General features: G+C 65.2%; 19 protein-coding genes. 9 read left to right on the top strand and 10 right to left on the bottom strand.

The features are described from left to right. Positions 1-50 precede the first annotated feature (50 nt). Positions 51-1,331 carry an acetoin utilization protein AcuC gene (locus AC56PL_RS17785; RefSeq protein ID WP_495516650.1) on the top strand — a complete coding sequence of 427 codons (1,281 nt, stop codon included), beginning with the start codon at positions 51-53 and terminating at the stop codon, positions 1,329-1,331. After that, a complete protein-coding gene (locus AC56PL_RS17780) occupies positions 1,324-4,032 on the top strand; it encodes a bifunctional acetate--CoA ligase family protein/GNAT family N-acetyltransferase (RefSeq protein WP_497154636.1) in 2,709 nt (902 codons plus the stop codon). Before AC56PL_RS17785 ends, AC56PL_RS17780 begins: the two co-directional genes overlap by 8 nt. A gap of 96 nt (positions 4,033-4,128) precedes the next feature. Here AC56PL_RS17780 and AC56PL_RS17775 read toward each other — a convergent pair whose 3' ends face one another. From AC56PL_RS17775 to AC56PL_RS17765, 3 genes are all read right to left on the bottom strand, one after another. Beyond that, positions 4,129-5,100, bottom strand: a complete 972-nt coding sequence (locus tag AC56PL_RS17775; RefSeq protein WP_495516648.1) for an RNA polymerase sigma factor SigB — start codon at positions 5,098-5,100, stop codon at positions 4,129-4,131. Between the two features lie 123 nt (positions 5,101-5,223). Then, positions 5,224-6,762: a DUF7782 domain-containing protein gene (locus AC56PL_RS17770; protein ID WP_497154635.1), complete on the bottom strand. Its 1,539-nt coding sequence runs from the start codon at positions 6,760-6,762 to the stop codon at positions 5,224-5,226. Further along, on the bottom strand, positions 6,759-7,133 hold the full coding sequence (locus AC56PL_RS17765; protein ID WP_495516646.1) for a DUF3099 domain-containing protein: 375 nt from the start codon (positions 7,131-7,133) through the stop codon (positions 6,759-6,761). The genes AC56PL_RS17770 and AC56PL_RS17765 overlap by 4 nt, the downstream gene beginning before the upstream one ends. A 56-nt stretch (positions 7,134-7,189) precedes the next feature. On the opposite strand from AC56PL_RS17765, the gene AC56PL_RS17760 reads away from it, so the two are divergent. Continuing rightward, on the top strand, positions 7,190-7,426 hold the full coding sequence (locus tag AC56PL_RS17760; RefSeq protein ID WP_495516645.1) for a DUF3039 domain-containing protein: 237 nt from the start codon (positions 7,190-7,192) through the stop codon (positions 7,424-7,426). Positions 7,427-7,449: 23 nt separating this feature from the next. Here AC56PL_RS17760 and AC56PL_RS17755 read toward each other — a convergent pair whose 3' ends face one another. Continuing rightward, the gene (locus AC56PL_RS17755; RefSeq protein ID WP_497154634.1) at positions 7,450-8,577 is read right to left on the bottom strand and encodes a YihY/virulence factor BrkB family protein; all 1,128 of its coding nucleotides are present in this window, start codon (positions 8,575-8,577) and stop codon (positions 7,450-7,452) included. Positions 8,578-8,780: 203 nt separating this feature from the next. Here AC56PL_RS17755 and AC56PL_RS17750 point away from each other — a divergent pair, with 203 nt between their 5' ends. After that, positions 8,781-10,523 carry a DEAD/DEAH box helicase gene (locus tag AC56PL_RS17750; RefSeq protein ID WP_497154633.1) on the top strand — a complete coding sequence of 581 codons (1,743 nt, stop codon included), beginning with the start codon at positions 8,781-8,783 and terminating at the stop codon, positions 10,521-10,523. A 109-nt stretch (positions 10,524-10,632) separates the two neighbouring features. Here AC56PL_RS17750 and AC56PL_RS17745 read toward each other — a convergent pair whose 3' ends face one another. Next, entirely contained in the window at positions 10,633-10,836 is a 204-nt protein-coding gene (locus AC56PL_RS17745; RefSeq protein WP_482139250.1) for a DUF7455 domain-containing protein, read from the bottom strand. 226 nt (positions 10,837-11,062) lie between these two features. On the opposite strand from AC56PL_RS17745, the gene AC56PL_RS17740 reads away from it, so the two are divergent. Both AC56PL_RS17740 and AC56PL_RS17735 read left to right on the top strand, forming a co-directional pair. Then, entirely contained in the window at positions 11,063-12,100 is a 1,038-nt protein-coding gene (locus AC56PL_RS17740; protein WP_497154632.1) for an EamA family transporter, read from the top strand. A 17-nt stretch (positions 12,101-12,117) separates the two neighbouring features. Next, the gene (locus AC56PL_RS17735; protein WP_495516641.1) at positions 12,118-12,471 is read left to right on the top strand and encodes a DUF952 domain-containing protein; all 354 of its coding nucleotides are present in this window, start codon (positions 12,118-12,120) and stop codon (positions 12,469-12,471) included. On the opposite strand, the gene AC56PL_RS17730 is transcribed toward AC56PL_RS17735, so the two are convergent. Together AC56PL_RS17730 and AC56PL_RS17725 are read right to left on the bottom strand one after the other, a co-directional pair. Further along, complete coding sequence (locus tag AC56PL_RS17730; protein ID WP_497154631.1) at positions 12,468-13,130, bottom strand: response regulator; 663 nt, start codon at positions 13,128-13,130, stop codon at positions 12,468-12,470. The two genes, AC56PL_RS17735 and AC56PL_RS17730, sit on opposite strands and share 4 nt — an antisense overlap. Beyond that, positions 13,127-14,314 (bottom strand): sensor histidine kinase, encoded by a 1,188-nt coding sequence (locus AC56PL_RS17725; protein ID WP_497154630.1) that lies wholly within the window; start codon positions 14,312-14,314, stop codon positions 13,127-13,129. Before AC56PL_RS17725 ends, AC56PL_RS17730 begins: the two co-directional genes overlap by 4 nt. A gap of 124 nt (positions 14,315-14,438) precedes the next feature. On the opposite strand from AC56PL_RS17725, the gene AC56PL_RS17720 reads away from it, so the two are divergent. Both AC56PL_RS17720 and AC56PL_RS17715 read left to right on the top strand, forming a co-directional pair. Further along, complete coding sequence (locus AC56PL_RS17720; protein ID WP_495516638.1) at positions 14,439-14,975, top strand: hypothetical protein; 537 nt, start codon at positions 14,439-14,441, stop codon at positions 14,973-14,975. A 406-nt stretch (positions 14,976-15,381) separates the two neighbouring features. Further along, positions 15,382-16,257: an alpha/beta fold hydrolase gene (locus AC56PL_RS17715; RefSeq protein ID WP_497154629.1), complete on the top strand. Its 876-nt coding sequence runs from the start codon at positions 15,382-15,384 to the stop codon at positions 16,255-16,257. Between the two features lie 68 nt (positions 16,258-16,325). On the opposite strand, the gene AC56PL_RS17710 is transcribed toward AC56PL_RS17715, so the two are convergent. Next, positions 16,326-17,708, bottom strand: coding sequence for an RNA polymerase sigma factor (locus AC56PL_RS17710; RefSeq protein WP_495516636.1), 1,383 nt, complete (start codon positions 17,706-17,708; stop codon positions 16,326-16,328). A gap of 141 nt (positions 17,709-17,849) precedes the next feature. After that, complete coding sequence (gene ppgK / locus AC56PL_RS17705) at positions 17,850-18,644, bottom strand: polyphosphate--glucose phosphotransferase (protein WP_495516635.1); 795 nt, start codon at positions 18,642-18,644, stop codon at positions 17,850-17,852. Positions 18,645-18,814: 170 nt separating this feature from the next. On the opposite strand from ppgK, the gene AC56PL_RS17700 reads away from it, so the two are divergent. After that, on the top strand, positions 18,815-19,690 hold the full coding sequence (locus AC56PL_RS17700) for an inositol monophosphatase family protein (RefSeq protein WP_497154628.1): 876 nt from the start codon (positions 18,815-18,817) through the stop codon (positions 19,688-19,690). Here the strand turns inward: AC56PL_RS17700 and cei are convergent. Further along, complete coding sequence (gene cei, locus AC56PL_RS17695) at positions 19,672-20,352, bottom strand: envelope integrity protein Cei (RefSeq protein ID WP_495516633.1); 681 nt, start codon at positions 20,350-20,352, stop codon at positions 19,672-19,674. The genes AC56PL_RS17700 and cei overlap by 19 nt on opposite strands. Positions 20,353-20,575 lie beyond the last annotated feature (223 nt).

The following is a 20,575-nucleotide window of genomic DNA, read 5'->3' as shown; positions in this document are numbered from 1 at the left end:
TCGTGGGTCACATCAACGTGTGGTGTCGAGCAGGACACTAGGCTCAATTCATGAGTACTCGGTCACATACGTCGAATTCCCGGTCCGCGGCAGTGATCTGGAGCGACGAATTCCTGCGCTACCGCTGGACGCCCGCACACCCGATGAACCCGGTCAGGCTGGCGCTGACCATGTCTCTGTCGCGCTCCCTCGGGGTGCTCGACGGTATCGAGACCACTGCGCCGATGCCGGTCGACGACCGGTTGCTGCAGACCGTCCACACCTCGTCCTACCTCGACGCGGTCCGGGCCGCATCGAACATCGATGACCACACCAAGGGCGCCGCACACCTGCTGGAGCGCTTGTTCGGGCTCGGCAGCGCCGACAACCCGGCCTTCGAGGGCATGCATGGCGCGGCGAGTGTGTTGGTCGGCGGAACCATGGCCGCGGCCGCGGCGATCGCTTCCGGGTCGGTGAAGCGGGCCGTCAACATCGGCGGTGGCATGCACCACGCGATGCCCGGGCACGCGGCAGGTTTTTGCATCTACAACGACTGTGCCGTCGCGATCCGCTGGCTCCTCGATCAGGGCTACGACCGGATCGCGTACATCGACATCGACGCCCATCACGGCGACGGCGTCCAGAAGGTGTTCGCCGCCGACCCCCGCGTGTTGACGGTGTCACTGCACCAACATCCGGCAACGCTCTGGCCGGCCACCGGCTGGCCGGAAGAGGTTGGTGAACAAGACGCGCGGGGGACGGCGGTCAACATCGCCCTGATGCCGGAAACCAACGACAAACTCTGGCTGCGGTCGTTCAACGCGATCGTTCCGGCCATGATCGAGCAGTTCCGTCCGCAGCTCATCGTCAGCCAATGTGGTGCCGACAGTCACGTCCGCGATCCGCTGACCGACCTGTCGCTCACGGTCGACGGCCAGCGTGCGGCGATCCTGGCGATGCGTGATCTTGCCGACAAGTACTGCGAGGGCCGGTGGCTCGCCGTCGGTGGCGGCGGCTACGGCATCGTCGATGTGGTGCCCCGCAGTTGGACCCATCTCATCGCCGCGGTCACCGACAACGACATCGCACCCGATACGATCATCGATGAAAGTTGGCGCGAGGCAGCCAAAGTCGAAACGGAGTTGCTCGACGTGTCACTCCGCGGTGATCCGGCAGCCACCATGACCGACGGTGGCGACCTGGACTACCTACCCTGGAACGGCGACGGTGGCGGCCCGCTCATGGAGGGTGTCAGCGAGGCGGCCCAGAGCCGCCTCGACGCCACCATCATGGCAACGCGCCGAGCTGTGTACCCGATGTGCGGTCTCGACCCGGAGGATCCCCGTGACTGACAATTCTGAGATCAGCGATCCGGTGACCGAGAACATTCGGCCCGATCAGCGTGGGCCGCACGACTATCCGCGCCACTGGATCGCCGATGTGCTGGCCAGCGACGGTGGGGTGGTGCACCTGCGGCCCATCGTGCCGGAGGATGCCGACGCCCTGGTCCGGTTCCATTCGGGCCTCTCCGAGCGCACGCGTTACCTACGGTATTTCGGGCCCTTCCCGCACATCCCGGCACGCGAACTCGCCCGGATGACAACCGTCGACCACTACTCGCGGGTGGCGTTTGTGGGTGTCCTGGGCGGCGAGATCATCGCCATCGGGATCTACGAGGGTCTGGCCGCGAGCGGCAAACCCACGACGGCCGAGGTCGCCTTCGTCGTCGCCGACGAGCATCAGGGTCGCGGGCTCGGTCCGGTGCTGCTCGAACATCTTGCAGGCGCGGCCGCCGAATGCGGGTTCGAGAAGTTCGAGGCAGAGGTCCTGGCGGAGAACCCGAACATGGTCGCGGTGTTCCGCGACGCCGGCTATCAACTGCGCCGCAGTTTCGACGGCAGCACCATCCACGTCGAGTTCACCATCGATCCCACCGAAGCGTTGTTGTCGGTGCGTAATGCCCGCGAACGTGCATCCGAGGCGCGCAGTGTCGCCAATCTGCTGCGTCCGGGGTCCGTTGCGGTGATCGGCGCGTCGGTGGACCGGCTCAAAGTGGGAAATGCCGTGCTGGCCAACGTGATCGCAGGCGGATTCACCGGCCCGGTCTTCCCGGTCAACTCCGAACACCGTGCGGTCCGCGGTATCCGGGCCTACTCCACGGTGCGGGACATCCCCGACCCGGTCGATCTGGCGATCGTCGCGGTTCCGGCCGACGCCGTCGAAGAGGTGCTCGACGACTGTCTGCACAAGGGCGTCAAGACGATGCTGGTGCTCTCGGCCGGATTCGGTGACACCAGCGATTCGGGGCTCGCCTCGGAACGGCGTCTGGTCGAATCGGTTCGGGAACACGGCATGCGCCTGGTGGGTCCCAACGCGCTGGGCGTGGTCAACACCGATCCGGAGATCTCCCTCAACGCCACGCTCGCCCCGCACGTGCCCGGTCGTGGTGCGGTCGGATTCTTCTGCCAATCCGGCGCTTTGGGCATCGCGATCCTCGACACCGCCGCCCGCAGGCAGCTCGGACTGTCGACATTCGTCTCCGCAGGCAACCGCGCCGACGTGTCGGGCAACGACCTGCTGCAGTACTGGGACACCGATCCCGACACCGAAGTGGTGTTGCTGTACCTCGAGAGTTTCGGTAACCCGCGAAAGTTCACCAGACTCGCGCGACGGGTCGCCAGTGGTAAGCCGGTGGTGGCGGTGAAGTCGGGCCGCGGCGCGGTACCGCCTGCGATGGCAGCTGCCGACCATTCGCTCGACGACGCCAGTACCCGGGCGCTGCTGGCCCAGGCCGGGGTCATCCAGGTCAGTACCATCGGCCAACTATTCGACTGTGCAACGGTTTTCGCCTATCAGCCGTTGCCTCGTGGGCCGCGGGTGAGCATCGTCGGGAACTCGACGGCGCTCGGTGTGCTGGCGCAGGAGGCGGGCAGTCACTTCGGACTGCAGGTCGTCCAGCGCGTCGATCTGGGGCCGGCAGCATCGCCGGAGACCTTCGAGGAAGCGGTCCGCACCGCAGCCGCCGATGACGACGTCGATGCACTCATCGCGGTGTTCGTGCCGCCGGTCGCGGTCAGTGTCGATCGCTACGCGCAAGCACTGATGACCGGGACGTCCGGGGCCGACAAGCCGGTGGTCACCACATTCCTTGCGGTGGAGGGTATTCCGCATCATCTGACGGTCCTGGGACAGTACGGCACCCCGGCGCGTGGCTCCATCCCGTCCTACCCGAGTCCGGAGCGGGCCGCCGAAGCACTCGGACATGCCTGGCGGTACGCGCAGTGGCGTTCGCGTCCGGCATCGCAGGTCAGGCGTCCGGTCGACGTCGATCCCGATCTGGCCAGGCGACTCGTCCGCGAAGCAGTGGAGAGAGCAGGCGGCGCGGTCATCGATCTCGATGATCAGCTCACCGCACAGGTCCTGCGCTGCTACGGAATCGAGATCGTCCCGTTCCGCGAGGTCAGCACCGTCGAGGAAAGTGTCGCAGCGGCCGACGAACTCGGCTATCCGGTCGTGGTCAAGGCGTTCTCGTCGGTGTGGCGCGGGCGGGCCGACCGCGAGGGTGCCCGGCTGGATCTGCCGGATCAGCACGCTGTGGAACTCGCGACGGTCGAACTCGCGGAGGTCACCGGAGAGTCCCGGTTGCACGTACAGAAGATGGCACCGAAGGGCATCAGCACCGTCATCCGGGTTCGGGACGACCCGTCTTTCGGTTCACTGATGTCGTTCGGGCTCGCGGGCGTGACCAGTGACCTGCTGGGGGATCGCGCCTACCGGGCGCTGCCGTTGACCGAGTCCGACGCTGCCGATCTCATCGAGGCGCCGCGGTCGGCGCCGCTGTTGTCCGGGTATGGCGGGTCCGAACCGGTCGACAAGGAGGCCCTGATCGATCTGGTGATCAGGATCTCGGCACTGGTCGACGACATACCCGAAACGCGGGACGTGGTGTGCGACCCGATACACGCCACCCCCGGCGGCGTTGCCGTGCTGTCCGCCCGGATGACCGTGGGGCCGGTGCCGGCCAAACACGATTCCGGACCTCGCCGGCTCTGAGGAGCCGGACGCGGTCTTCAGATCGGGTCCACCACAGCGATCAGCCGCCACCGACGATGTCTGGTGGCGGCTGATCTACGCGATGAACGTTGTGTGTCAGCTGGCGTAGGCACGCAGGCGATCGGCCCGCTCACCCTGGCGGAGCTTCGACATGACCTCACGCTCGATCTGGCGAACCCGCTCACGGGACAGACCGAACATGCGGCCGATCTGGTCGAGGGTGCGCGGCTGACCATCGTCGAGTCCGAAGCGCAGGCGGATGACCTGCTGTTCGCGCTCGTCGAGCGTGGACAGCACGGACCGCACGTCGCTGTGCAGGAGTCCGGCGATCACGGCGTTCTCGGCGGAGGTTGCCTCGGCGTCCTCGATGAAGTCGCCCAGTGGCGCCTCTTCGTCGCTGCCGACGGGCATATCCAGGCTCACCGGGTCGCGGCTGTGATCGAGGAGGTCGGCGATCTTCTCCGCGGGGATGCCCGACTCCGACGACAACTCGTCGTCGGTGGCCTCGCGTCCGAGCTGCTGATGCAGTTCGCGCTTGATGCGGGCCAGCTTGTTCACCTGCTCGACGAGGTGGACGGGGAGCCGGATCGTGCGGCTCTGATCTGCCATACCGCGGGTGATCGCCTGACGGATCCACCAGGTGGCGTAGGTCGAGAACTTGAAGCCCTTGGCGTAGTCGAACTTCTCCATCGCACGGATCAGTCCGAGGTTGCCTTCCTGGATCAGGTCGAGCAGCGGCATGCCGCGACCGGTGTAACGCTTGGCCAGCGAGACAACCAGACGCAGGTTGGCTTCGAGGAGGTGGGCGCGTGCCGACTCACCCTCGCGGACTAGCTGCGCCAGGTCCTTCTTCTTCACCGCGGACAGACGCTTGCGCGTCGCCAGTACGTGCTTGGCGTAGAGACCGACCTCGATCTGCTTGGCGAGCTCGACTTCTTGTTCGGCGGTGAGCAGCGCGGTACGGCCGATCCCGTTCAGATAGACACGGACCAAATCCGAGGCCGGGCTCTGCGCATCCAGGTCCTGTTCGGTCATCGCCGGACGGATGGTGGTGGTGGGGCTGGACATGTCGGCCTCCTCAAGTGCGGTTGCTTTCACACTGTTCAACGGAGGGAGCGGTGCAGATAGTTCCGAACCAGGATCCCTATGGGGACCCTGTGACCTGCAATTATCGAGAACCGGGCTGAGAAGTTACTGAGAGTGTACTGAAGTTTTCTGGCTGAGGGCGTCCCAGCGGGCCGGCAGGACGATGCCGTGGCGCACCAGACCCTCGACCAATTCGTGCACAGCCGCGGTGTCGATGTGCTTCTCGCCGGTCGCCACCGCGAGCAGTTCGGTGATCTCGTCCAGACACAATCCGTCGGGGTTGAGACCGGCGAGCAGCGATTGCCCCAACTGGTCGATCTCGTGACTCCAGCGCGGCCCGTCGGGGCGGTGGATGCGGGTGATGATGCGCTCCCAGCCACCTTCTTGAGCCAACGTCGACACCTGTTCGAGAGCAACACCGTCGGCGACCGAGAACTGCTCGTCGCCCACGTCGTGGCTGCGCAGCCAGGCGACGCGGCGCAGGTAGTCGGTGGCCTCGGGGCCGAGCGGGTCCTCGAAGGTGTGGCTGAGTTCTTCTGCCAGCAGGTCGGTGGGCTCATCGGTGCGGCGCATGAACACGAAGCCGAAGCCGATGCCGCGGACGCCTGCCTTGTGAAGGTGGGTCAGCCAGCGGTCGGCCATCTCGGCCGATGCCGGATCGCGCGGATCGTGTCCGGCGTCGCGGAGCCACGTGCCGACATACAGCGCTGGATCGGCGACGTCACGTTGCACCACCCAGGCATCGACGCCCTCGTCGGGGATCCACTGTGCGATCCGCTCACGCCAGTCGTCGCCGGTGATCACCCAGGAGGCGAGCATCGAGGCGGTTCCGCCCTCGTTCAGGAAGTTCGGTGCGGTCCGGCACATCAGCTCGCTGGCACCGTCGAGATCGAGCCCGGAGTCGCGGTAGGTGTGGGTGACCTTCGGCGGGCCCACGACAAAGGGTGGGTTCGCGACGATCTGATCGAACTTCTGTCCGCCGACCGGACCGAACCAGGGGCCTTTGAGCAGCGAGTACCGCGAGGGGGCGATGTCGTTGATGGCCATGCCCGCACGGGTCAACGCCAGGGATCGGTCTGTGATGTCGGTGGCTGTGAGATGTCCGGCGAACTCCGCGGCGTGCACGGCCTGCACACCGCAGCCCGTGCCGACGTCGAGCAGTCGGCCGACCGGCTCGGTGGGGGTGGCCCGGAGCAGTGACAGTGAGGCGTGGCCGACACCGAGCACGTGGTCTTCGGTGATGCTGTGGCGCCGGAGCGTGCCGTCGAGATCGGAGAACAGCCACCGGTTGCCCGTACCGAAGTCGAAAGGCCGCAGATCGATGGCGGCGTGGAGGCCGCGGTCGTCGCGGCGGACGATGCCGTGTCGGATCGCGTCGTCGACCGACACCGGCCGCAATGCGGCGCCGACCTGGGATTCGGAACAGGTGTCGCCGAGCAGGAGCAATCGGACCAGGATGCCGAGTTCGCCGCCATCGGCGCAGATCCGGCGCGCCGGTACGGGTTCGCCGCGACCGAGGGCCTCATGCGCTTCTTCGCCGAGCAGGCGCAGCACACCATCGGTGGTGTAGTCGGCGCGCAGAAATGCCTCGCGTAGGCCGTCAGCCTGGGTGTACAGGTCGGCCGTTTGTTCTGTGATGGTCACTCTTTGCGTCGATCGATTTCGTGGAAATCGTTGCCGTCGGTCAGTTTCCGTGAATACGGACCGCTGTACTTGTAATGGAGCACTTCGTCTTTGGGGCGTGGGGGCCGGTCGTTGGCCATCAGTACCGCGATCCAGGGGATCGGGATGGACAGCACGATCACGCCGAGTGCCAGGAGTCCGTTCTGCGTCGTCGCGTAGACGATTCCCGCGATGACCAACGCCGGAATGCGAAAAGCCATCAACGTCAGGTACCTGCGTACGCGAGCGCGATGTTGTTCTTCCAGGGAGGTCTGTGCCTCGGTGATGAGAAACGTTTCGGGCGCGTGATCTTTCGAACCCACGATTTCTACTATCCTCTTTCTCCCCGGCATCGGCCACATCGGGTCGATATTGGCCCACCGGGCCAGGTCGATGCAGAATTGACCTCATGGATACCCAGACACTCGACAAGCCGGACGTCACCACCGACGAAACGACCGAAGACGACACCCCGAAGTTCTTCCACTACGTGAAAAAGGACAAGATCGTCGAAAGTGCGGTCATGGGCAACATCGTCGTGGCGCTGTGCGGCGAGACGTTCCCCGTCACGCGTTCGGCCAAGCCGGGTTCGCCGGTCTGCCCGAAATGCAAGAAGATCTATTCGAAGATGAAAAAAGGCGAGTAGTCGCCGAGACCGGTGGTCGGTTTTCAGGCCTGCGGTGAGGGACCTTGATCGTCGGCCGGGTTCTTCCTGATCGGATCGGGCTTCTTTTGGATCGGACCAGTCGGCAGCCATTGTGGCGTACTGCGGAACTGATCGGTGATGTCGCTGGTCTGCTGTGACACCCAGTCACGCATCTGGTCCATCTTGGTGGGATTGGCCGGCCACAGCTGCTGCACGATCGAGTTGAACTCGGCGCCGACCACAATGGCAAAACCGAGGAAGAACGTGAACAGCAGGAACGCGATCGGTGTGGCCAGCGCGCCGTAGCTGTATCCGGTCTGGGTGATGACCGCCAGATACCAGCGCAGCACCGCGCTGGCGCACCAGAACACCAACCCGGCCAGCAGCGCCCCGCAGACCAGCCGGTGCCAGGGCAGCGGTTTGGCAAGTGCGACCCGGTAGAGCGTGGTCAGGCCCGCGATCAACAGCAGCGCCACGGCCGGGAAGTAGCCGTACTCGATCGCCACGGTGCTCGCCGGGTGCCACGAATCGGGGATGACGTCGCGTACGTAGGTGGGTCCGAGTGCGACCAGAGGCAGGGTGAGCACCGCGAGCACCAGGAAACACACGTACAGCCACAGCGCGAACAGCCGCTGGGTGACCGGGTGCCGCACGTTGTGCTGGCCGTGTGCGATCACGATCGAGTCGACAAAACTGGCCATCGCCGACGATCCCGCCCACAGCGACAACAGGAAGCCCAGCGAGATCACCTCGGCGCGGCCGCTGACCAACACGTTGTCGACGGTGGGGCGGATGATCTCGTCGACGACGTTGGCGCTGAAGGTCCGATCCGAAAAACTGATGATCCGGTCGGAGATGATCTCTTCGGTGTTCGGCCCGAACCAATTTGCGATATACCCCACAGTGCCCAGTAATCCCAGGAGCAGCGGCGGTAGGGAGAGCGTCTGCCAGAACGCCGCCTGCGCCGCCATCGCGAAGATCGAGTCGTCCCACGACTTCGTGATGGTTCGCCAGAGCATCCAGGGCAGGCGCTTCGTGACCCCCGAAATCGTGGGTTTATCTGCGTCATCACCACGGGTCGGTGTCGACGGCGTGGGGTCGGGAACGGGATCGGGGGCGGGCCCGGTTGATGCGCTGATGGTGTCAAGCATTGCCGAAGTTCGGATTCGATGCGTGTTGCCGCGCCGCCACCGCCCTGCACCCGATCGCCCACCGATTCGCGGTAGCATTCCCCGATGCCTGGGCTCGCCGAGCGCTTCGTCGCCGACACCGACCGCCAGGCGCACTCGTCCGACTCCGTCGAATGGTGCACCACTGTTCAAACCTCAACTGCGTCAAGGAGTTGTGCTCTGCCGTGACCCGACCCACAGCCGTTTCCGAGCCATCGACAACCACCCCGGCCCCGGCGCCGGCAGCGTCGTCGCTACGGACCTGGCAGCGACGGGCGCTGACCAAGTACCTGTCGGCCGCACCGAAGGATTTCTTGGCGGTGGCCACCCCGGGTGCCGGCAAGACCACATTTGGTCTGCGTATCGCTGCCGAACTGTTGGCCGACCGCACCGTGGACCAGATCACGGTGGTCGCACCCACCGAACACCTCAAGCATCAGTGGGCAGGTGCCGCTGCACGAGCTGGTATCGCCCTGGATCCGAACTTCAGCAACTCCGCGGGCCAGACCAGCTCCGACTTCAACGGCGTGGTCCTGACCTACGCCCAGGTCGCGGCGCACCCGTCGCGACACCGCGTACGCACGGAGAATCGCCGGACCCTGGTGATCCTGGACGAGATCCACCACGGCGGTGACGCGAAGAGCTGGGGTGATGCGATCCGTGAGGCATTCTCCGACGCCACCCGGCGGTTGTCACTGACCGGAACACCCTTCCGATCCGACGACAGCCCCATCCCGTTCATCACGTACGAGCCCGAGCCGGGCGGCGGTGCCCGATCGGTCGCCGATTACACCTACGGCTACTCGGACGCGCTCGCCGACGGCGTTGTGCGCCCGGTGGTGTTCTTGGCCTATTCGGGTGAGGCGAGTTGGCGCAACAACGCGGGCGAGGAGTTCACCGCCCGGCTCGGTGAACCACTGTCTGCCGAACACACCGCACGCGCCTGGCGCACCGCACTCGACCCGCACGGCGACTGGATCCCGGCCGTCCTACAGGCGGCTCACACACGCCTGAGGCAACTACGCAGCACCGGTATGCCCGACGCCGGCGGTCTGGTGATCGCGACCGATCAGACCGTGGCGCGCGACTATGCCGAACTGCTGGAGGCGATCACCGGAAAGATGCCAACGGTGGTGCTCTCGGATGATCCGAAGGCGTCGGGGCGGATCGCCGCGTTCAGCGAATCCAAGGACGAGTGGATGGTCGCTGTCCGGATGGTGTCCGAAGGTGTCGACGTTCCTCGTCTGGCGGTCGGTGTCTACGCGACCAGCGCATCGACCCCGCTGTACTTCGCCCAGGCCATCGGCCGCTTCGTGCGATCGCGGCGACCGGGAGAGAACGCCAGCGTGTTCCTGCCGTCGGTGCCGGTGTTGCTGCAATTGGCCAGCCAGCTCGAGGCACAGCGCGATCACGTGCTCGGCAAGCCGCATCGGGAATCCGACGGCCTCGAGGATGCACTGCTCAACGACGCCAACAAACAAAAAGACGAAGCGGGTGAGGACGAGAAGGGATTCGAGTCCCTGCATGCCGATGCCGAACTCGATCAGGTGATCTTCGACGGGTCGTCCTTCGGTACCGCGACGTTCTCCGGTAGCGACGAAGAAGCCGACTACCTCGGCCTGCCGGGTCTCCTCGACGCAGACCAGGTGCGTGACCTGCTGCGCAAGCGGCAGTCCGATCAGGTGGAGAACCGAAGCGCCGACGCGGCGCCGACGCCGCCCGTCGAACGGGCCCCATCGGTGGGTAAGCAGCTCACCGCCATGCGCAAGGAGCTGAACAGCCTGGTGGCCATGCATCACCATCGCACCGGGCGGCCGCACGGTCAGGTGCACAACGAGCTGCGCGAACGCCTCGGGGGTCCACCCACCGCGATGGCCACGGCCGAGCAGTTGCAGGAGCGGATCGACGCACTGCGGAAGTGGCGCTGAGGCCGGGTTCGGCTCTCGTCACCGCCCGCTGCGCGGCGACAGACACCGCAGATACAACACTGCCGCGGTTCACCTGAGTGAACCGCGGCAGTGTGCTTGTTGAGTTGTCTTAGACGAGCTCGTCCTCGGATGTCACTGTCGCGCCCATGTCAACAAGCCGTGCCTCGTGCTCGTTGAAGTGGTGACGGCAGAACAGAAGCTCTCCACCGGTGGAGAGCGTGGCGCGCACTCGTGCTGCGGCACCGCAACGATCACAGCGGTCAGCAGTGGTCAGTTGCATGGCGATCGGGGGCGTGGTGATGGTGTCTGACATTTTTCCTCCGTCCCGGGCCTGCGTGGCGCGGTTCCCTTCGCGAGCTAACACACCGGGGCGGTGCATCCAGGTCTCACTCTCTCAGACGATTTGCGAATCGTCTTTGTTCCCGAGGTCCTCCGGGTGTGTCGTCACTCACCCGTAACAGCAGACCTGCGATCTGCAACATATGTAACCGGGGCGGTGTGACGCAAATCCCACGGCACCTTGCACTTACAGTGAATCGATGCCCCGGTCCGCCAACACCATCTCGCGCTCAGCTGGACACGTCGGGCTGCTGCCCCTGTTGTTTGTCATCGGGGCTATCTGTCAGTACGTCGGCGCCTCGATCGCCGTCCCGTTGTTCGACGACCTGAACCCCGCAGTGGTGGCCTGGTTGCGGACGTTGGGGGCCGGCGCGACACTGTTGGCGATCTGGTGGCCGCTGGCCGGATGGCGCTGGCCGCGCGTGGGTGTGTCGTACGGCCGCAGACGGCTGCTGATCGCCTCGGCCTTCGGGCTGGTGACCCTCGGCATGAACGTGGCGTTTTATCTGGCCATCGATCACATCGATCTCGGGGTGGCCGTTGCGATCGAGTTCCTCGGGCCGATCGTGGTCGCAGCGGCAGGCTCGCGGCGGATGGCGGACGGCGTTGCGGTACTCGTGGTCCTGGTCGGGGTGGTGCTCCTGAGCGGTGCCAGCTTCTCCGGATCACCCATCGGCGTGGTGTTCGCCCTGATGGCCGCTGCATTGTGGGCCGGCTACATCTTGATCGGGAAGTTGGTTTCGGGCAACGCAACCTCTGAGCAGCCCTGGCGGGACGGCATCGACGATCTGGCGATCGGATTGTCCATGGCCGGCGTGATCTGTGCCCCGCTGGTGATCGGGGTGAGCACTGCCGCCGACCCCGGGGCACTGTGGGATTGGCGGATCTTGGCGCTCGGCATCGGAGTCGGTGTGCTCTCGAGTGCGATTCCGTACCTGCTCGACCAGATCGTGTTGGCACGCCTGGCCCGAGCTCGATTCGCACTGCTACTGGCGTTGCTCCCGGTGACTGCGACGGTGGTCGGCGCGGTGATGTTGTCCCAGATACCGTCGCCCGCCGAACTGTGTGGCATTGCACTGGTGATCGCCGCCATCGTCTTCACGGCGCGCGACGAGCGGGGCCCGGCCGCGGGTCGTGACGTTGGTGTCGGCGCCGGTGATGAAATTGCCCCTGGCGTCGGCGATGAAATTGCCCCTGGCGCCGGCGATGAAATTGCCCCTGGCGCACTGCCGGGCTGATGCGGCAGGCTGGTGGGGTGAGCGCAGGAACGAACCTGGTCCATCTCTGTTCGATCTCGGACTGGCTCGAAGCCAGGACGACGGGATCGATCGAGCCCGCGTCCCTGGCCGAACAGGGTTTTGTGCACCTGTCTGAACGCCGGAAGGTTCACATACCCGCGAATCTGCTGTATCTGGATCACTCCGACCTGGTGTTGCTGACCATCGATCCGCTGCGCGTCGGTGCCGAAATCGTGTGGGAGGATGGCGATCCACCCGATCCGTCGGGGTTGCAGTTCCCTCACCTGTACGGCGCTCTGCCGGCCGGCGCGGTGACTGCGGTGGAGCGCTATGACATCGACGAGTCCGGGCGCTATCCGCAACTGCACTAATAAGTGATCCCGTTCTCGCGAGCGATGATGGCCGCCTGCACGCGTGACCGCAGCTGAAGTTTGGCCAGAATTCGGGACACGTGTGTTTTGACCGTGGTTTCGCCGATGAAGAGCTCTTGCGCGATTTGAGCGTTCGACAATCCTGCGCCGAGGGTGGCCAGAATTTCTCGTTCACGGTCGGTCAGCTCGGCAAGTTGTTGTTCCTGGGCCGATGTCGGGCCGGACGCCCGTGGTGGATTGGCAGCGCCGGTGAACCTGTCGATGACGCGGCGGGTCACCTCTGGTGCCAGAACGGCGTCACCTCTGGCGACGGCCACGATTGCCGCGCCCAGTTCGGCAGGAGTTGCGGACTTGAGCAGGAACCCCGCGGCGCCGGCGGTCAGTGCGGAGAAGATGTACTCGTCGATGTCGAACGCTGTCAGTACCAGGACGCGGGTGGTCCCGGAAGCGCAGATCTGGGCGGTGGCGGCGATGCCGTCGGTGCCCGGCATCCGGATGTCGAGCAGTGCCACGTCCGGTTGCAGGTCGGCAACCATCCTGACCGCCTCGGAACCGTCGGATGCCTCACCGACCACGTCGATGGAGTCGGTGCCTGCAAGCATCATCCGCACCCCGGCCCGGATCGCCGCATGATCGTCGGCGACGATCACCCGGATCATCGCGAACCCTGTGCGGACAGGAATGTGGCCACGGGAAGTTCGCACCGGACGACCCATCGGTCGTCGGCGACGGTGACGGTGCATGCGCCGCCAACCGAACGCGCCCGCATCTCCATGTTGGCCAAGCCGTGTCCGCCCGGCTGCACGGGTACCCGGACGCCGGAACGCACCTGGTTGGACACGGTGATCGTGACCGACGAATCGTGCTGTCGGACAGCGATGTCGATCGGTGCACCGGGGCTGTGCGTGACCGCGTTTGTGATCGCTTGCGCGACGATCCGATAGCCGGCGATGTCGGTCATCCTCGCCACCGCGACCTCGTCCAGGGTGGCGGTGACCGCTGATCCGGATGCGCGGGCGGAGTCGATCAGCCGGTCGAGACCACTGAGGTTTGCCGTGGTGGGTGGATCCAGATCGTCGGTGCCGGTGAGCACTTCGATCATCGTCCGCATCTCGCCGAGTGCGTCGACGCTGGCAGAACGGACCGACCGCAGGACCGTCTCTCGAATCGTGGGGTCGGTGGTGTCCAGCGCTGCCGCCGATTGCATGGCGATACCGGACAACTGGCCGGCGACGACGTCATGGAGATCACGGGCGAACTGCCTGCGCTCGAACGCCACGGCAGCCTCCTGCTCGCGGGTGGCCAGTGCGGCCAGGGCCTGCGCGCGGTCGCGTTCACTGTCGGCGGCGATCTGGTGCTGGCGGATGGCCTGGCCGTACGAAGCGGGCGAGGCGATGAGGGCGACGAGGAGGATCATCGCGAAGAGGGTTACCCGCCAATCCCCGGAAGCACTCAGGGTGACGGTGAACGTGATCGCCGCAATCAACCAGTTGGACAACAGCATCGCCCGGTTGACCCGGGCCGTTGCGTAGATCGCGACGGCATAGATGATGTCGGAGTAGACGATCCAGACCGCGATGGTCGGACCCCACAGGGCGTCGAGGGCCAGAGCCGCCAGACCGCCTGCCAACGCGAGCGCGGGCCGGCTGGAGCGGAACGTCTGGAAACCACAGGCGATGGCCAGCGAGAACAGTGGGAGCCAATGGGGGAGTGAGTCGATCAGCGCGGTGGTCCCGAAGAAGTAACGCAGATCGGCGATGTACATGACCGTGCCGACGACGAAGAAACCGACTGCCACCGCGACATCGCGCCGGACATTCGATCGACTGTGGGTCCGTTCCATGACGCACCTCCCTTGCGTCCATGACAGCACAGTCGGAGCCCCCGAACGTCGTCGGAAATGATGACAGGAAGATCGATCTGGTGGCCGATGCGACGAGGGGGTGATCGGTCGCAGACTCGTAGACATGGACTCACCGATTGTCGCTGTCATCATCGGATGTGAGATCGGCTTCTGGGTGCTCGTCTTCGGAGGACTTGCGGTGCGGTACCTCACGAGCTCGCAACGTATCTCAGTGGTGATACTCGCATCGGTGCCGCTGCTCGACCTGATCCTGCTCGCCGCGGTCGCGTACGACGTGCACCGCGGCAGCGACGTGGAACTGGTTCATCGGCTGGCCGGGATATACCTCGGTGTGACCGTCGCCTTCGGACATTCGATGATCGCCTGGGCAGACAACCGCTTCGCGCACTGGTTCGCAGGCGGCCCGCCTCCGCCTCGTCCACCGAAACGGGGGCCCGCCGCGCTGCGTCGGGAACTGATCGCGTTCGGCCAGTGGCTTGCGGCGGCAGGTGTCGCAGCGCTGGCAGTGCTACTCCTGTCGGCGACAGTTGCCGATGCCGATCAGGATGCGGCGCTTCTGGGCATCTTTCCGACGCTCGGTGTCGTCACCGTCATCTGGCTTCTGGCCGGTCCGGTCTGGGCGTTGTTCGACCTTCGATGAGCGCTTAGAAGTCGCAGCAACCACAGCACTCGCAACAATCGCGGTTGTTGCCGCGGCCTTTCGTCCCTGACCGGGGACGCTTGCCGTTGCAGGGCTTGCGGTTGCCGCCGCGACCATCGCCGGTCCCGGCGAGGGCTTCCGTCGAGGCCAGGGACCGGCGGAGGCATACTCGCGTTGCGCATCAACAAGAATCGAGACCCGTCACCGGTCTGCCGGCTTCGAAACGTGGTGGCTCAGGCATGGCGAAAGATGCCGACCATCCAGTGACCGAAACACGACACGCGCAATCTGGCCGGGTGGAAAGCGTCGATGTACTCCGATTGATAGCTCAGAATACGAATCCAGATGCAATCATCGGATATCCCGGTAGATATGACCGCCGGAATATCGCAGCTGAAAGGAATACATGCCATCCGAGTTCACGGTCGATTCGAGTCGCGGCGCAACGATTTCGGGTATTCGGTGGGACCCCACCGATGAACCGGTTGCGGCGGTGCTCCTGATCCACGGCATGGGCGAACACATCCGGCGATACATCGAGACCGCCGAGGCGTTGACGGACGATGGGTATGTCGTTTACGGCTACGACCATCGCGGCCACGGACGTTCCAAACTGGCCGACCGCGACCTCGGCGACCTCGGTCCGGACGGTTGGCCACAACTGGTCGCGGACATCGGACGGGTGGTCTCGAAGGTGCACGCCGAGCAGCCCGACCTGCCATTGGTCGTGATCGCGCACAGCATGGGTTCATTTGCGCTGCAGCAATATCTACTCGACGACAGCAACCAGGTCGACGCGGTGGTATTGACCGGGACCGCGGCGCTCGATGGTCTCGAACCCGCACTCGACCTCGACGCCGGACTCGACCTGACACTGTTCAACGCGCCGTTCGCCCCCGCCAGGACGGACTACGACTGGCTGTCGCGCGACAACACCGTTGTCGATGACTACATCGCCGACCCCCTGTGCGGGTTCGGCATCGACGTCGCTTCCGCCCGGGCGATGTTCGCCGGGGCCAGGCGGATTGCGGAACGCCCCGCGGTGGCTGCGATCCGGCCGGATCTGCCGATCCTCATCGCGGTTGGCGACAAAGATCCGGTGAACGGCGGGGGAGCGCTGGTGGATCTACTTGCGGCGCACTACCGCAACGGCGGTCTGGAGGACGTCAGCGTTCGGGTCTTCTCCGGCGCTCGTCACGAGGTTCTCAACGAGACCAATCGGGCGCAGGTGCGCGGCGAGATCCTCGATTGGCTTGCCGAGGTCGTCGATCAGGGCGAGTGACAGATGGAAACGACAAATGGCCGGACCCGCTTGGGGTCCGGCCATTTGTTCGCTTGCTGTGACTGTGACTAGTCGAGGTAGTCGCGCAGGACCTGCGAGCGCGACGGGTGCCGAAGCTTCGACATCGTCTTCGATTCGATCTGCCGGATCCGCTCGCGGGTCACGCCGTAGACCTGACCGATCTCGTCGAGGGTGCGCGGCTGTCCGTCGGTGAGTCCGAAGCGCAACCGGACAACGCCGGCCTCACGTTCGGACAGCGTCTCGAGGACTGACTGCAGTTGATCCTGAAGAAGTGTGAACGAGACGGCGTCGACGGCCACCACTGCTTCGGAATCCTCGATGAAGTCACCGAGCTGGCTGTCGCCTTCGTCACCGATGGTCTGGTCGAGTGAGATCGGTTCACGCGCGTACTGCTGGATTTCCAGCACCTTCTCCGGCGTGATGTCCATTTCCTTCGCCAGCTCTTCCGGAGTGGGCTCACGGCCCAGATCCTGGAGGAGCTCACGCTGGATACGACCGAGCTTGTTGATGACCTCGACCATGTGCACCGGGATACGGATGGTGCGCGCCTGGTCGGCCATCGCCCGGGTGATCGCCTGACGGATCCACCAGGTGGCGTAGGTCGAGAACTTGTAGCCCTTTGTGTAGTCGAACTTCTCGACCGCACGGATCAGACCCAGGTTGCCTTCCTGGATGAGGTCGAGGAAGGCCATGCCGCGGCCGGTGTAGCGCTTGGCCAGCGAGACGACGAGTCGCAGGTTGGCCTCGAGCAGATGGTTCTTGGCCCGGCCGCCGTCGCGGGAGACCCACGACAGGTCGCGACGCTGCGCAACGGTGAGCTTCTCGCCTGCCTCGGCGAGTCGGCGCATCCGCTCGGTGGCGAAGAGTCCGGCCTCGATGCGCTTGGCGAGCTCGACCTCTTCTTCGGCGTTGAGCAGTGCGACCTTGCCGATCTGCTTCAGGTACGCGCGGACCGAGTCGGCAGAGGCGGTGAGCTCGGCATCCTTGCGGGCCTGGCGCAGTGCCTCCGACTCGTCTTCGTCCCAGACGAAGTCGCCGGACGCCCGGTCGGACTCCGACGGTTCTTCGTCGGCCTTCTTGGTCTTGGCGGCAGCCTTGCCGGGAGCTGCGACAACCACCGTGGTGGTGTCGTCATCGTCGTCGTCATCGACGGTCACGTCTTCGAGTTCGTCCTCGTTGACGTCGATGTCGTCGATCGATGCTTCGTTTTCGATGCCGACTCCGTCGATGCCGTCGACATCGCCGTCCTTGGCACCCCGCTTAGCGCCTGCCTTCTTCGCAGGCGCTTTCTTGGCTGCAGCTTTCTTGGCCGGGGCCTTTTTGGCGGCTGCTTTCTTCGCGGGCGCCTTGCGTGCCCGCGGTGCGGTCACCGACTCCGATTCCGACTGCTCGGCATCTGGTTCAGTTTGGCGGGTCTTCGTGGCTGCCACGTACTACCTTTCGGGCTATCTACACGACACTGTGCCGCGGGGAAATGCGTCGCGGCGGCAGTGTCAGGCCGAGTGAACTCGGCGAAGCTGGGGCTTGGGGGAACCGGCTCGAAGCCAGCCTGTGTGCCATTGTAACGGCACTCAGGGCCGCAACCCTGCCACCACCGCCATCGCGGCGCCGACAATCCCGGCCGTATTCTGCAAAGTCGCCGGTACAACCGGTGTTTGGTTGGTCAGAAGTGGAATCCATTTATGCGCTTTGCGGCTGATCCCACCGCCCGCGATGAACACCTCGGGCCAAAACAGCACCTCGTAGGCAGTCAGCACCTTGGAGACTTCCTTGGCCCACTGGTGGTATGAGAGGTCGTTGTCTTCTTTGACCTTGGAGGACGCCTGGTGTTCGGCTTCCTTCTTACCGACATGCATGTGACCGAGCTCGGTGTTGGGTATGAGGACACCGTTGTACATGATCGCCGAACCGATTCCGGTACCGAATGTCAGCAACATCACGACGCCGTTGTAGTCCTTGCCTGCGCCGTAGTGTTCCTCGGCCATCCCGGCGGCGTCGGCGTCGTTGAGGACGGACAGCGAGCGGTCGCCGAGCTCGGCGGCGAGGATTTCATAGACGTCCGTACCGATCCAGGACTTGTCGATGTTGGCGGCGGTCCGCGCGATCCCGCCCGTCACCACAGCGGGGATGGTCACCCCGACCGGACCGGTCCATTCGAAATGGTCGACAACCTCCCGGATCCCGACAGCGACGGCCTGCGGTGTGGCCGGCTGGGGAGTGAGGACCTTGAACCGTTCGCCGATGAGCTCACCGGACTCGAGGTCGACGATGCCACCTTTGATACCCGAGCCGCCGACGTCGACCCCGACGGCTTGTTTCGGGCTGGGTGAAAGGGCGGGACTGCCGTCTGCGGATTCACTGGACACGGATGTGGCTCCTTCACTCGACTGATGCGGGACGGGGGTACGCCCCGACCCGCCGTTGTTCAGGCTAGTCAGCCGGGCCGGGTTGTGCGTGTTGTCTCCGCGAACTCTGCGCACCTGATGCGGTCGGGCCGGGGCGTCGGTGATGCGGCCCGGTGTGCTCACATGTAGGTGTGCCCCAACTCGATCCACATGAACTGACCGCTGTTGCCGTTGCGGTGGCCGAAGAGGCCGCCCGACACGTCCGAGCCAGGCGACCGGAGGTCTTCGGGCCCGGCGTCTCGAATGCATCTGCGCCGCAGTCGGTGTCGACGAAGAGCACCGACACGGACCCGGTGACGATCGTCGACACGGAATCGGAGTCGCTGATTCGGGATCTGCTGGCCGCCCGGCGTCCCGGCGATCCGATTCTCGGTGAGGAGGAAGGCGGATCGGTCGCGGTTCCGGCCGGGGTGCGCTGGGTGGTCGATCCGATCGATGGGACCGTGAACTTTCTCTACGGCATCCCGGCCTACTCGGTGTCGATCGGCGCGCAGGTCGGCGGTCAGACCGTTGCAGGCGCGGTTGTCGATGTCGCCCGCGGTGTGACGTATTCGGCGGCTCGCGGCGGCGGTGCCTTTTCCGACGACGGATCGGGACCGGTGCGGTTGCGTTGCAACGCTGTCGACGAGGTGGGCCTGGCGCTGGTGGCGACCGGATTCGGTTACGCCGCCTCGCGCCGCGAAGTGCAGGGCGCCCTGATCGCACGACTGCTGCCCCAGATCCGGGATCTGCGGCGGATCGGTTCGGCGGCTCTGGACCTGTGCATGGTGGCCAGTGGGGCCGTCGACGCGCACTACGAACACGGGCTCAGCCCTTGGGACTGGGCGGCCGGATCCCTGATCGCCGAAGAGGCGGGTGCGATCGTCCAGATACCCGCCGCGACATCACGCGGCAGCGACGGCGACGTGACGCTGGCGATGGCACCCGGCATCGCCGATGACCTGCGCGCGTTGCTTGCCGAGATCGGCGCGTTGGCGCCGATCCCGGTTCAGCAGGACGCTTCGTGAATCGCTGAGACCAGGGCCGGGTCAGATCCGGTGTTGGGGTCTTGTGGGTTCGCGCTGCGCAGGGTGTCCAGAACGGCCAGTGCATCCTGGCTCTGCCCGCTGTCGCTGAAGGATTCACCGATGGCCAGGTCGACGACCGTGTCGGGGCGACCGTCGTTGATCAACTGGGTGCAGGGTGCGGCGATCCACAGGGCAGCAGCAGCGGCCTTGCCCGCGTCGCCGAAGCGGATCTGCCCGAAGCAGTCCAGATCGCGGTCCGGATAGAGCGGGTCGTCGCCATAGGCGCCTTCGGGGGTTCCCTGGAAGCCCAGAGAGGTCAGATCGTCGAGGACGGTCTGCGCCAAGCCCTGTTCGTCGGTCGCGTTGAGCACTCTGATCTGGAAGCCGGACAGTGCCGCGGGGGAGATGCGCAGCATCTCTTCACGATCGGCGGGTGTGCCGACCACCGGCGCCGGTGAGTCGGCTGTCGCGGACGGCGCGGGAGGCTGCGGGCAGTCGACCGGCGCGGCCTCCGTACCGCCCGATGACAGCGCTCCGATCCAGACGACCACTGTGATCAGGGCCAACACCACGGCCACGACGATCGCTGGCAGGTAGCGCCGCCGACGGAACGGGCGACCGTGGTCGTCGGTGGGATAGCCATAGGTGATCTGCGAAACCATGGGCTGCTGGTGCCTTCCGCTTCAGATGTGGACGAGCGAGTCAAACTCTAAACGGTCGCGACCCTCGCGTTCGGCAGCGACCGACCGGGAATGTTTTTCCTTGGGGAGTGTTGTTGACTCTGTGAAGCGGCTGGGCTAGGATTCAGCCGCCTCAGATTGGATAACCCGAAACTCGGGCATTCAATAAACTGTGGCGAACATCACAATATACTTGCCCGGATGA

The sequence above is a fragment of the Williamsia sp. Y721 genome, from assembly GCF_059683565.1.
Note: the sequence above shows the minus strand (reverse complement) of the source record. Positions and strands in the feature narration are given on the sequence as shown.